The organism is Anatilimnocola aquadivae, assembly GCF_049819085.1.
Classification (GTDB): domain Bacteria; phylum Planctomycetota; class Planctomycetia; order Pirellulales; family Pirellulaceae; genus Anatilimnocola.
The window spans coordinates 7,790,143-7,802,792 of record NZ_CP187419.1 but is presented as its reverse complement, the minus strand read 5'-3'; the positions used below and the strand labels follow the sequence as shown (position 1 = coordinate 7,802,792).

The following is a 12,650-nucleotide window of genomic DNA, read 5'->3' as shown; positions in this document are numbered from 1 at the left end:
TGACGGACCTGGAGATTTGGGATTTGTTTTGAGCAATTCACATCGGCTAGAATGATATGCAAGATAGTACTTAGCACCTGCCAGCGTTGCTTACCCAATATGAACGTAAAAAGATTAAATATTGCGATTGCATCGCCAGGCGACGTCAGCCAAGAGCGTGAAGCAATCTTACGAGTGTGCAATCGATGGAATGGTCGGCATGATGATGTCGTGCTGCATCCTGAAATGTGGGAATACAAGTCGGTTCCTACCATGGGCGACTCGCCTCAGTCGATTCTCAACAAAGCGATAATCGAAAAGAGCGACTTGCTTATTGCAATACTCTGGACAAAGCTCGGAACCCCGACTCCAACGGCAAGCTCAGGGACTGTTGAAGAGATTCGAGAGTTTATCTTAGCAAAAGGCCCAAGGCGTGCGATGCTATATTTTTGCACGCGTGATATTCCATACGATGCCGACGCGTTGTCTCTCGTCAAGCTGAAGGACTTCAAGAAGGAGATACAGTCTCAAGGCTTGTACCACGAATACAAGTCAGTTTCAGACTTTGAGCGAGATGTTTACAGTCATCTCGAGGCCAAAGTCAATGAGGTACTCACCGGCCAGTTGCCGCTCCCTGAAAAGCGTCAGTCAGTCACAGAAGAATCTACAAAACACGCCCAGCCTGATGAAAGGCTGCGAACCTTGATTAACTTCGGAGTGACACTTCCCGAAATTGCCAAGAACTTTCAAGATCGAATGGCGAAATTCAATGCAATCGGTGCCGGACAGGATAAGTTTTTAGATTTTGGTGCCCATGTATATCTTTCGGTGGCCTTCGGTCTGGATCAATTTCTCACATACTCTGCCACAAGTTTGGACCTACCTCAACGCCGCGTCGTTGAGAGCATTTCTGCACGATTGAAGCGTTTGGCGATGGAGAAATCTGATCACATCAATCGATTCACGGAGTTCTGGAACGAAGGCAGCAAGATTGCCGATGATCTAAAGGCGCATGTCAAATTCTTAGACAGCATTGGCAAAATAGCCATTCGCACTTGATGCGACGGGCATCAGTCACGTTTGCATCGAGCAGATGCTTACCAGCCATCGGTGTCGATCCTCTCGCAACCATCCTCCATGGCTGCCGACATCAAATTCAAATCACCTTCGTCGATCGTCCCTGCAAACACGAGCAGCGCAGAGCCGGGGACGCCAACGACAGGCTTTGCGCGGAGGTTGAGTGCAAACTCTAAGACTTGGCGTTGCTGGGCAACCGCCAAGTCATCAAGACAAGCAACTAACTGGCTTTGGATCGAGCGATCTACCATTCGCGAGTCTCCGCGTGGCGCGAAGCAAAACCTAAAACCCCAATTCTACGACCCAGCATTCAGCGTCAGCAGATTCTCCCCCGCTGCGTCTTCCTTCACGCTGAGGTCGCCGGAGACGGCCATCTTGCGGATGTCTTCGGTGATCTTCATGGAGCAGTACTTGGGGCCGCACATGCTGCAGAAGTGAGCGGACTTGAAGGTGTCTTGGGGGAGCGTTTCGTCGTGGTAGGCGCGGGCGGTTTCTGGGTCGAGCGAGAGGCGGAATTGCTCGTTCCAGTCGAAGCCGAAGCGGGCCCGGCTGAGCGCGTCGTCGCGGTCGCGAGCACCCGGGCGCTGGCGAGCGACGTCGGCGGCGTGAGCGGCGATCTTGTAGGCGATCACGCCTTGCTTGACGTCTTCTTTGTTGGGCAGGCCCAGGTGTTCTTTGGGCGTGACGTAGCAGAGCATCGCCGCGCCGCTCCAGCCTGCGAGGGCGGCGCCGATGGCCGAGGTAATGTGGTCGTAGCCGGGGGCGATGTCGGTGACGAGTGGTCCGAGCACGTAAAACGGAGCACCCTGGCAGATTTCGATCTGCTTTTTGATGTTCATGTCGATCTGGTCCATGGGCACGTGGCCGGGGCCTTCGACCATGACCTGCGTCCCCTTGTCCCAGCCCCACTGCGTACAGCGGCCGAGGACTTCGAGCTCGGCGAATTGGGCCTTGTCGCTGGCGTCGGCGAGGCTGCCGGGGCGAAGACCGTCGCCGAGGCTCCAGGTGACGTCGTACTCGCGCATGATGTCGCACAGGTCGCCGAAATGTTCGTACAGCGGGTTCTGCTTGCGGTGGGCCATCATCCACTTGGCAATCAAACTGCCGCCGCGGCTGACGATGCCGGTCACACGGCCCATCGTCAGCGGCAGGTGCTCCATCAGCACGCCGCAGTGGACCGTCATGTAGTCCACGCCCTGCTTGGCCTGGTGTTCGACCATGTCAAGGAAGTGCTGCGGGCGCATGTCTTCGATATTGCCGCCGAGTTCTTCGAGCATTTGATAGATCGGCACGGTGCCGATTGGCACGGGGCTGTTCTTGATGATCTCGGCGCGGATGTTGTCGATGTCTTTGCCGGTCGACAGGTCCATGACCGTGTCGGCACCGAAGTGAACGGCGGTGTGCAGCTTATCGAGTTCGTCTTGCACCTTGCTGGTGACGGCCGAGTTGCCGATGTTGGCGTTGATCTTGCAGCGGGCCGCGATGCCGATGGCCATGGGCTCCAGCTTGCCGGCGAGGTGGACCTTGTTGGCGGGAATGACCATGCGGCCAATCGCCACTTCCTCACGCACCTTTTCGGCGGTGAGGCTTTCGCGCTGGGCGACGAATTCCATTTCGGGAGTGATTTCACCGGCACGGGCAGCAAGGATTTGAGTGGTCATGATTCTCGTCAGGCTAAAGAGATGGCAATCGGGCCAGTTGAGGTGCTATTCGCACGAACAGGCCCATTATAGCGCAATCTGTGCTGGGGGGCAGTGGCGGGTGCAGCCCAAGAGGGGCAAGAAGGCGCGGCAGTGGCCGCGCAGGCAGACATGACAGGCTGGGTGCCTCAACCACGAGCTAGACAGTGGCGGGGCGTTGCCAGGTGGCGCGGACGACTTGTTGCCAGCGGGTGACGCGGTCGCAGGTTTGTTCCAGCACGTGGATCAGGTCGCGGCGTTCCAGGGGCTTGAGCAGGTAGTCGGTCGCACCGATTTCCATGGCTTCGGCAATGTAATCCCAGGTGGAGTGAGCCGTCATGAAGACGACCTGCGTCCAGCTGTTTCGCTGTTTGGCGTACTTCAGCATCTGCAGGCCATTGACCTGCGGCATTTGAATGTCAGAGAGGAGGATATCGCAGCTATTGGCGTCGATGGCCTCCTTCGCGAGCCGGGCGTCGTTGAAGACCTGCATGTTCAGCCGCCCCGAGAACTCGCTGGCAATGAACCGCTCGGCCAGCCGAGTGATGGCGGCGTCGTCGTCAACGAGGATCAGGTTCAGCTTGCGGGTGAGGGACATACCATGTCTTTCTACGGGAAAGCCGGAACCGCCAGAAACGAAGCGGCAGCAGGCGTCTCTAATAGATAGCACGCGGAATGTTGCCAGCGGGTGGGTGACGGGCGATGACGCCTGGGCAGGCGTCATCGCAAACAGTTTGAGATTAACGACTTAAGGCGAACGGATCGGAATTCGGTGATTGACGAGGCGACCGTTCACTTTGCGGTTTTACACGCGGAAGAGCGACACCGATTGTCACCGCTGCCGATTCACCTAGGACCGTTCTGGCAAACTAGTTACAATCCTCACGCGCGGCAGCAAGGCGGCTGCCCGAGCCCACAAGAAGGGGGCCCGCATCGTGGTGAGGGAAGGATACCCGGCGACCGTTCGAGCGCTTTCGAGAGCGCTGCTGGCCTGCTGCGCGCTGCTCTTATTGCCGGCGATCTCCGCCGCCGATCAGGTCGCCGACGCTTTCCTCGCCGATGCCGAACTGACCAGCGTTCATTTTGCTAGTGCCGATCGAGGCTGGGCTGTCGGTGACCGAGGCTGCGTCTGGCACACTCGCGACGGCGGCCGCACTTGGAAGCAGCAAACCACGCCCGTCTCGTGCCGCTGGGAAGCGGTGCAGTTCATCGACGAGAACAACGGCTTTCTGGTCGGCGCGCAAACCCAGCCTCACTCGCACCTGACCAAGGCGGTGCTTCTGAAGACGCGCGATGGCGGCAATGTGTGGTCGATTGTTCGTACCGATACGCTTCCCGGCCTGCGCGGGGTGAAATACTTTGATGCCAAAAATGGTTGGGTCTGGGGAGATACTTCGTCCCTCTATCCCAGTGGCGTATTTCGCACCAACGATGGCGGCCAGACCTGGACACCCGTCTCAAAGGGCAACGCCACCAGTTGGATCGCGGGCGACTTTCGCGATGCCCGCAGCGGCGCTACGGTAGGACTGGCCGGCGAGCTGGGCCTGGTCGCGGGCGCGGAAATTCGCCCGACGCGCACCGCCGATCTCGGGCTGCGATATCTGCGGCGGATGCAATTCACCGAAGGGCTCGGTGGTTGGCTCATCGGCGATGGCGGTCTGATTCTCTCGACTCAAGACAGCGGCTTCACCTGGACGGCGCCAGCCGGCGAGTTGCCCGCTGGTCACTCACAGTTCGACTTTCGCGCACTGGCCGTGTACGGCACGCATTGCTGGATTGCCGGCGCACCCGGCACGGCGGTGTTTCACTCAGCCGATCAAGGAAAGACGTGGCGCGCGTATGCCACTGGGCAGTTTGCTCCGCTTCATTCGCTGACATTCATTGATGAAAATCGAGGTTGGGCCGTCGGTGCTTTCGGCACGATCTTGGCCACTCGCGATGGCGGCAAGACCTGGCGCTCGCAGCACAACGGCGGCGCTCGCGCGGCCATGTTGGGCGTGTTCAGTCAGCCCGAACGCATCCCGTGGGAAGTCATCGCTTCGGCGGGCGGCAACGATGGCTACCTGACCGTCTGCGAGATTCTCGGCCGGCAAGATCGCGACGGGCAAGCGTCGGGCAACGCGAGTGTGCCGCGCCGCACGCACGAAGCTGTGGTCGCCGTTGGTGGTTCGGCCGCAAACACGGCGTGGCAGTTTCCGCTGCGAAGTGAGGGGAGCGCGCAAACGACGGCGTCGGTGCTCGCTTATTGGAACGAAGTGACCGATGGTCGCGGCCAGCGACTTGCGACCGAGCACCTGGTGCGACGCATTCGCACCTGGCGCCCGGAAGTGATTCTTACCGAAGACGTGAGCACGCGCGGCGAGAACCCGCTCGGCCATGTGACGAACCAACTGGTACTGTCCGCGGTGCAACTGGCCGCCGATACCACGTTCGCTTCCGAGCAAATCAGCCAGGCCGGGCTGGAGCCTTGGAAAGTGAAGAAGGTCTACAGCGTACAAAACGGCGGCCGCTCGGGAGTTGTTACCCTCTCGCCAGCGCAGTGGGCACCCAGACTCGGCGGGTCGATCGGTGAATATGCTCAGCGCGGCAGCGGCCTGATTAACGCAGATTACGAACGAGGTCCTTCGCAGATTGGCCTCTCCCTTCTAGTCGATCATCTGCCGCAGCAAACGGGCCGGCGCGACTTGTTCAGCGGCATTTCGCTGATCCCCGGTGGCGATGCCCGCCGTGAACTGCCCGAAGTGGTGCAAGACAATCTCGACGCTCTCAGCCGTGCCGCGCAGAAGCGACACAACGTCCAGCAGTTGCTCTCGCAGGCCGATCAAAACGATCCCGCCAGTGCCGGTTGGCTTGGCCAGGTCGAAGATCTGACCAAGGGACTCTCGAAACAGAGTGGCGGCGAAGTGCTGTTTCAGCTCGCGCAGAAGTATCAGCAGTCGGGGCGCGGACAATCGGCCCAAGATGCTTTGCAACAACTGATGGAACGCTATCCGCAGCACCCGCTGTCCGATCGCGCGGCCGTGCTGTTGTTGCAGCAGGCCGTCAGCGGCGAAGCTGCCTGGCGCGAGCGACGCGGCACGAAGTACGAAGTAAAACTCGCCACCGGCAGCACCCCGCTGGAAGATCCCAACCAACGGCCGGTGTTAAAGTCGGGTGTGCCTGCACCCCGAGCCAATGGTCCCCTCATCGCGCACGCGACCGGCGATTCGCAGCGTGGCACTGCGGCCCCGGGAACTGCCGCCAGCGAACGAGCCGAGCGAGCCATCGCAATCGGCACTCAAATTCAACAAACACGTCCGGCGCTCTATGCCGAGCCCAGTGTCCGCTTTCCACTTGCGGTCGCTCATCGCCTCGCGGGCAACGAACGTCAGGCCGAACGAATGCTCGATGCGTTTACCAGCTTGGGCGAAGACAATCCGTGGGCGCAGTGCGTCGCTGCCGAGCACTGGCGTCGGCACACCAATGGCCTGCCGCCGAAGAAGCTCTTTACCTGCGTCACCGCTGCTGGCCCGCCGCAGCTCGATGGCAAGCTCGATGATCCGTTATGGCGCACTGCCAAGCCCGTGACCCTGCGCACCGCCGCGCAAAATGACTATGCGTGGCCCGCAGTCGTGGTCGCTGCCTGGGATCAAGATTTTCTGTACCTGGCCGTGAGTTGCACGAAAGCGCCCGGTGCGAAGTATGTCGTTGATGAACGACCACGTCCGCGCGACAGCGATCTCTCAGCCCACGACCACGTGCAGATTTATCTCGACATCGATCGCGATTACAGCAGCAGCTATTTGCTGGAAGTCGACAGCCGCGGCTTCACTGCCGAGTCGTGCGTGGGCGATGCTAGTTGGAACCCGAACTGGTTTGTGGCCGCTGCCGGTGACGACCTCTATTGGACAGCGGAAATCGCCATCCCCTGGCGCGAACTCATCGCTGGTCCGCCCAGACCACAAGACATGTGGGTCGTAGGTCTGCAACGCCTCGTCCCGGGCCAACCTCTGCAGTCGTTCACGCACCCCGCCACCGCCAAAGCTCGCCACGAAGGCTTTGGGCTTTGGTTGTTTGAGTAGTGAGCGTCTCTTTCGAAACTAACCGCGCCCCGTGATCGGGTAGAGCGGGTCTTGGTGCCCCTTGCCCGAGTGCTCGCCTGTGGGAACGAGCGTGTCGACGAACGCTTCGTCTTCGGCGGTCACTTGCACGTTGAGACAGCCCAGGTTGTCGTCGAACTGCTCCATCGTGCGCGGACCGAGAATGATCGAAGTGAGCGTCGGATTCGCCAAGCACCAGGCCAACGCGAAGTGCGACGTCGCCACGCCTTTCTGCTCGCAATAGCCGGTCAGGGCCTGAGCCACTTCCAGGCTCTCGTCGCGCAGTTCGGCCTGACGCATCCGCACGTCGTTACGCGCGGCGCGGCTACCTTCTGGGAACGGTTTGCCAGGCTGATACTTGCCGCTGAGGATGCCGCGGGCCAGCGGACTGTACGTGACGACGCCCAGGCCCTTCTCTTTGCACAACGGCAGCAGCTCGACTTCGATATCACGATTCACAATGTTGTACAGCGGCTGCACGCAGGTGAATTTGTTCAGGTTCAGCTTGTCGCTGGTCCACAGCGCTTCGCAGACGCGCCAGGCGCGAAAGTTCGAGCAAGCCAGATAGTGGACCTTGCCGCTGCGGACCATGTCGTCGCAAGCCCGCATCGTCTCTTCGATGGGCGTGCCATAGTCGGGGGCATGCACATAGTAAATATCAACGTAGTCAGTTCCCAGTCGCTTCAGGCTCGCATTCAGTTCGTGCATCAAGTGCACGCGACTGGCCCCTTGATCGTTGGGCCCCTCGCCCATCTTATTGCGACCCTTGGTGGCCAGGATTACGCGGTCTCGCTTACCGGCGAGCGCTTTGCCAACGACCACTTCCGAACCACCGAGCGAATACATGTTCGCGGTGTCAATGAAGTTGATGCCGAAATCGATCGCCTTGTGAATGATCTTGTGCGAATCGGCCTCGCTCGTCGGTCCACCGAACATCATGGTGCCGAGGCACAAGTTCGAAACCTTCACACCACTGCGACCGAGCGAACGATACGAAACCTGAGACATGAATCAACCTTCTTGGGTAATGGAATCAATTTTGGCGGCAGGGCGAGACTACTTCATGTTCTGCACGCGATACAGATTCTTCTCGGTGCGGATGAAGAGCGCGCCATCACCGGCGGCATACGAGGCGAGCGTTCGTTCGGTGGTGAAGCCCGTTTCGGTGGGCTTCTCGAATGTAGTGCCTGGCTTGAGTACCAGCGTTTTGCCTTCTTCGCTCTGAATGTAAATCTTGTCGTCGCCATACAGAAGCGACGAAGAATAGTTGCCGCCGATTCGCTCTTGCCAATGTTGCTCGCCGGTCAGGGCATTGACGCAAGTGGCCACGCCCTTATCGGCAACCATGTATAGATCCTTGCCAAGAAGTAGCAGCGACGGCGTGTGCGGCGCACCTTTTTTCAGCGTCCATTCGACGTGGGTTTCGGTCACGTCGCCGGTCCCGTCGGGGCGAATCGCCATCACTTGGGCACTGTCATAACTGGTGCTAATGAACACGAGTCCATGGCCAAAGAGAGGCTTGGGAATTACCGAGTAACCTTCGTGCTTCACGTGCCAAATGCTTTCGCCGGTCGCCGGATCGAGCGCATTGACGATGCCCGCCCCCACGCTGACGATTTGCTGCTTGCCGTTCACACTGATGGCGGTCGGCGTGCAAAAGGCAAACCGCTTGCCCGATTCTCCCGGGCGGTTGAACTTCCACTTCAGCTTGCCGGTGTCGGCTTCGAGTGCCGCGACGAACGGGTCTTTGCCACCGTCGCAGCTGAAGACGATGCCGCCATCGACCAGAATCGGCGAGCAGCCGTTACCGTGTACCGGCGAATAGCTCAGCTCGCGCGTCGACCACAGCACCTTGCCACTCAGATCGAGACAGGCAGTACCTTGATGCCCGAAGTGAACAAACACGCGGTTGCTATCGACCAGCGGAGTCGGGCTGGCGTGACTGTTCTTGTTGTGGATCTTGGGGGCGTTCTTGCCTTCCTGCACAAAGATCTCATTGTCCCAGTCGACCTTGCCGGTCTTGGCATCGACGCAGAGCGCACGCAGCGAGAGATCGCCGCTGTCGGGTTCGGCACCTTCCTTTGGGGCAGCCGTCGTCAGGTACAGTTTGCCGCGAGAAAGGCTCGGTGAAGACCAACCCTTGCCGGCAACTTCCAGCTTCCAGGCGACGTTTTGCTGCTTGCCGTCAACCTCGGCACCCCATTCGGCGGGCAGGTTCTTTTCGAGCGAGATGCCATCGCCATTAGGCCCGCGAAACTGCGGCCAATCTTCAGCGCCGGCAAACTGCAGCGGGGCAATCAACAGCCAACCAGCAAGCACGGTCAGACAGTACCAGCGAATCATTGGCGGCAAGCTCCAACAGGCGGGAGTAGTGGGGGGCAACTGGGCGGGAGGGTTGGTCGGCTTCAGTCTAATCCAAACCCGGCGGACTGTGGTGCTGCCAGGGTGAGGGAAGGCAATAACACGACTTTTACGCTGCCGGGACGGCATTTTCACGCCCCTGTGTAGGGCGGGGACTGGGCGAATCGTTATAGTAACTCCATTGCCGGGAGCGGGTCTGTTCCCGGCTCTGTTTTTAGTTGCTCTTAGCGCTCGAATGAGTGGAGGATTGCCGGGAATGGAAGGGTCTACAGCGCCGTCGATGTCTTCCCCCGCAGTCGACTCGTATTCCACCGTCACCAGCGAACGAAGTACCGGCCCAGCCATCTCGCACGAGCGCGACTTTCCGCTCGAAGCCCCCACGGGACAAAAAGTGGCGATGCTGCTGGCCGTGACCTTGCCCTTCGCGGCTCTCGTCATTGGCATCGTGCTCCTCTGGCAACGGGGCTTCATGGGCTGGCTCTATTTGTCGATGTTGCTTGTGGGCTGGGCACTGACCGGCATGGGCATCACCATCGGTTTTCATCGGCTGCTCACGCATCGTTCGTTCGATACCTACCGCTGGGTGCGTGCCACCTGGATGCTCATCGGCGCACTGTCGGTGGAAGGTTCGCCGCTGGTCTGGTGCGCGGTGCATCGCCGGCATCATCAGTACAGCGATCAACAGGGCGATCCTCATTCGCCGCACTTGGCTGGCGAAGGTTGGCTCGGCTTTTGGCGCGGGCTGTGGCACTCGCACAGTGGTTGGCTCTTCACGGGCATCTGGAGCCATCCCGAAATGCAACGCTACATTCCCGACCTGCTCGCCGATCCACTGCTGGTGAAACTCGACAAGCTCTACTTTGTTTGGATCTTGCTCAGCTTTATCATTCCCACGGCCATCGCCTGGGCGGTGACCGGCACGCTCGAAGGAGCCGTGCTGGGTCTCTTGTGGGGTGGCTTTGTGCGGGTCTTTCTCACGCACCATGTAACCTGGTCGATCAACTCGATCTGCCATGTGATGGGCCAGCGCGAGTATGTCTCGGGCGATCACTCGCGCAATAACTGGGTCTGTGGCATCCTCAGTTTCGGTGAAGGCTGGCATAACAACCATCACGCGTTTCCCACCTCCGCCCGCCACGGTCTCCGCTGGTGGCAGTTCGATACCAGCTGGCTCGTCATTCGTGCCATGCAAGCCTGCGGACTTGCCTGGAACATCAAGCTCCCCTCTTCGCAAGCTCTCAGCGAAAAGCGTCTTGCCAAGTAGCCCGACGCGTCAGCGAGGGAGCCAGGTTGTTGTCGTGATCCATGACGATGCCGGGTTGATTTGAATACTCGCCCCAAAGAATATTCGCCTCAAAACGTCCAACAACCCCCGAGGTTATTGGACACGCACCTGTTTTTGATTTTGGCCGGAACTCGCTTCGCTTCAATCACTTGCGTTCCAGAGTGCTTTTTTCGCACCACTTCCTTTCGTCCAACAACCGGCCGGTTTTATGGATAGGCCGTTCAAACGACCTGCACGACAAACGGTCTGAATCGAAGCCGGTCCCGCCAAGAACGAAGCGGACAAACCGCACATCGCGGGCGCAACCAGAACCACCAAACTACCAGAGAGCGTTTTTCCATTATTGCTATGTGGCGAGCGGTAGTCAAGTATTTCGTTAATAATTTATATCAAAATGATCGCGAGATCCTGCCCGCAATTCGAAATTGAAAATCAGCCTCCCGCGGACGACGGATGGCACCACTGGCCGCACCTGCCATAATCGGCGCAGCTTCAAACCTCTTCACTGGGAGCCGGCGATGGTGCTGCGTAGTTTATCGTTGTTGCTACTGACTCTGTTGGGCTCGCTTGCCGCAGCCGCGGATGTTGCGAAACCAAACATCATTTTGTTTGTCACCGACGACATGAGCCCCGATGCGGGCTGCTTTGGCAACAAGGTCATCCAGACTCCCGCCCTCGATGCCCTGGCTCGCGATGGTATCCGCCTGCCAAATGCGTTTTGCACCACGGCCAGTTGTAGCGCCAGCCGCAGCGTCATTCTGTCGGGCATTCACAATCATGCGAACGCGCACTACGGCCACGCGCACGCCTATCATCACTTTTCGTCGTATCCCAAAATTCAGTCGCTGCCGGTTCGCTTGACCGCGGCCGGCTATCGCACCGCGCGCGTCGGCAAGTATCACGTCGAGCCCGAAGCGGTTTACAAGTTCGAGCAGGTCATCAAGGGAGCAGAACGCAACCCGGTGCTGATGGCCGAGAATTGCCGCTCGCTGATCGAAGAGAAAAGTGAGCAACCGTTCTTCTTGTATTACTGTACGGCCGATCCGCATCGCGGCGGCGGCCCCGTACCGGGCGATCCGCTCGCGCCTGATTCGTTTGGCAACAAGCCTGCTGGTTACGAGGGTGTGACCGAAGTGAAGTACGATCCCAAGGATGTGATTGTGCCGCCGTTCTTGCCCGACTCTCCCACCTGCCGCGCGGAGTTGGCCCAGTACTATCAATCGATCTCGCGGGTCGATCAGGGGCTCGCGAAACTGGTGTCGCTGCTGAAGGCAGCGGGCCAGTACGACAACACGCTCATCGTCTTCACCTCCGATCACGGCATCGCGATGCCCGGCAGCAAGACAACTGTCTACGAACCAGGGCTGACGGTTCCCATGATTTATAAACTGCCCGGCAAGCCGACGGCGGAAACCGCAAACCGCGTCTGCCAGGCGATGGTCAGCCATGTGGATCTGGCAGCCACGCTGCTCGACGCCGCCGAGGCGTTGCCTGTCGCCGCGGAAGGTCCCGCGCCAAAGCGTCCGCGGGCAGCCGCCAATCCGTCGAACTTGCAGGGTCGCTCGTACTATCGCGTGCTGCAGCAGGAAGAACCAAAGGGCTGGGACAAAATCGAAGCGTCCCACACGTTTCACGAAATCACGATGTACTACCCGATGCGTGCGGTCCGCAATCGGCAGTACAAATTGATCTGGAATCTCGCCGCGCCGCTCCCCTTCCCTTTCGCCAGCGACTTGTGGGAAGCACCGACCTGGCAAACGGCCTACAAGCAGGGCCCCGACGCGCTCTACGGCAAGCGCACCGTGAAGAACTACATTCAACGGGCACCGTTCGAACTGTATGACCTCAAAACCGATCCGCACGAAGTGCAGAACTTGGCTACCGACCTCAAGTACGCCCAGCTGTTAAGCGAAATGAAGGCCGAGCTCAAATCCTTTCAGCAGCGGACCAGCGACCCCTGGATCATGAAGTGGGACTACGAATAACCGCCGTAGGTCGAACGGAGGGTGGTTGCGCTGCGTATTAAACAATGCCAGCTTCTTGTCGCGCTTTCCCGCTACGCCAGCGGAAGCCCGCAAGAGTCCGTTGCAATCGTTTCCCCAGAGCAGTACGTTGGACCTGCCTCGCTCCGCCACCACCACTCTGAGAAAAACTCCATGAACCGGACCGGTCCAGCCAACTGCGGAGCCA

Annotated in this window: 9 protein-coding genes; 4 read left to right on the top strand and 5 right to left on the bottom strand. The window is 59.4% G+C overall.

What is annotated here, in order from left to right; genetic code table 11:
* The first annotated feature begins 99 nt into the window (after positions 1–99).
* Positions 100–1,038 carry a hypothetical protein gene (locus NA78x_RS30830; protein WP_425616228.1) on the top strand — a complete coding sequence of 313 codons (939 nt, stop codon included), beginning with the start codon at positions 100–102 and terminating at the stop codon, positions 1,036–1,038.
* A gap of 38 nt (positions 1,039–1,076) precedes the next feature.
* Here the strand turns inward: NA78x_RS30830 and NA78x_RS30825 are convergent, their stop codons facing one another.
* The 3 genes from NA78x_RS30825 to NA78x_RS30815 form a co-directional block, all read right to left on the bottom strand.
* Complete coding sequence (locus NA78x_RS30825) at positions 1,077–1,307, bottom strand: hypothetical protein (protein ID WP_425616227.1); 231 nt, start codon at positions 1,305–1,307, stop codon at positions 1,077–1,079.
* Between the two features lie 45 nt (positions 1,308–1,352).
* Entirely contained in the window at positions 1,353–2,717 is a 1,365-nt protein-coding gene (gene thiC / locus NA78x_RS30820; protein WP_425616226.1) for a phosphomethylpyrimidine synthase ThiC, read from the bottom strand.
* Positions 2,718–2,895: 178 nt separating this feature from the next.
* Positions 2,896–3,333, bottom strand: coding sequence for a response regulator (locus NA78x_RS30815; RefSeq protein ID WP_425616225.1), 438 nt, complete (start codon positions 3,331–3,333; stop codon positions 2,896–2,898).
* Between the two features lie 337 nt (positions 3,334–3,670).
* Here NA78x_RS30815 and NA78x_RS30810 point away from each other — a divergent pair, with 337 nt between their 5' ends.
* Positions 3,671–6,796 (top strand): YCF48-related protein, encoded by a 3,126-nt coding sequence (locus NA78x_RS30810; RefSeq protein ID WP_425616224.1) that lies wholly within the window; start codon positions 3,671–3,673, stop codon positions 6,794–6,796.
* An 18-nt stretch (positions 6,797–6,814) separates the two neighbouring features.
* Here the strand turns inward: NA78x_RS30810 and NA78x_RS30805 are convergent, their stop codons facing one another.
* Together NA78x_RS30805 and NA78x_RS30800 are read right to left on the bottom strand one after the other, a co-directional pair.
* Complete coding sequence (locus NA78x_RS30805; protein ID WP_425616223.1) at positions 6,815–7,822, bottom strand: aldo/keto reductase; 1,008 nt, start codon at positions 7,820–7,822, stop codon at positions 6,815–6,817.
* Positions 7,823–7,870: 48 nt separating this feature from the next.
* Positions 7,871–9,157: a PQQ-binding-like beta-propeller repeat protein gene (locus NA78x_RS30800; protein ID WP_425616222.1), complete on the bottom strand. Its 1,287-nt coding sequence runs from the start codon at positions 9,155–9,157 to the stop codon at positions 7,871–7,873.
* Positions 9,158–9,431: 274 nt separating this feature from the next.
* Between NA78x_RS30800 and NA78x_RS30795 the strand changes: the two genes are divergently transcribed.
* Both NA78x_RS30795 and NA78x_RS30790 read left to right on the top strand, forming a co-directional pair.
* Entirely contained in the window at positions 9,432–10,439 is a 1,008-nt protein-coding gene (locus NA78x_RS30795; protein ID WP_425616221.1) for an acyl-CoA desaturase, read from the top strand.
* 539 nt (positions 10,440–10,978) lie between these two features.
* Entirely contained in the window at positions 10,979–12,445 is a 1,467-nt protein-coding gene (locus NA78x_RS30790; protein WP_425616220.1) for a sulfatase family protein, read from the top strand.
* Positions 12,446–12,650: the final 205 nt, after the last annotated feature.

Bases quoted from the DNA above. Each gene is read 5' to 3' on its own strand.
- NA78x_RS30830 (WP_425616228.1), top strand. From the start codon at position 100: ATGAACGTAAAAAGATTAAATATTGCGATTGCATCGCCAGGCGACGTC.
- NA78x_RS30825 (WP_425616227.1), bottom strand. From the start codon at position 1,307: ATGGTAGATCGCTCGATCCAAAGCCAGTTAGTTGCTTGTCTTGATGAC.
- thiC (WP_425616226.1), bottom strand. From the start codon at position 2,717: ATGACCACTCAAATCCTTGCTGCCCGTGCCGGTGAAATCACTCCCGAA.
- NA78x_RS30815 (WP_425616225.1), bottom strand. From the start codon at position 3,333: ATGTCCCTCACCCGCAAGCTGAACCTGATCCTCGTTGACGACGACGCC.
- NA78x_RS30805 (WP_425616223.1), bottom strand. From the start codon at position 7,822: ATGTCTCAGGTTTCGTATCGTTCGCTCGGTCGCAGTGGTGTGAAGGTT.
- NA78x_RS30800 (WP_425616222.1), bottom strand. From the start codon at position 9,157: ATGATTCGCTGGTACTGTCTGACCGTGCTTGCTGGTTGGCTGTTGATT.
- NA78x_RS30795 (WP_425616221.1), top strand. From the start codon at position 9,432: ATGGAAGGGTCTACAGCGCCGTCGATGTCTTCCCCCGCAGTCGACTCG.
- NA78x_RS30790 (WP_425616220.1), top strand. From the start codon at position 10,979: ATGGTGCTGCGTAGTTTATCGTTGTTGCTACTGACTCTGTTGGGCTCG.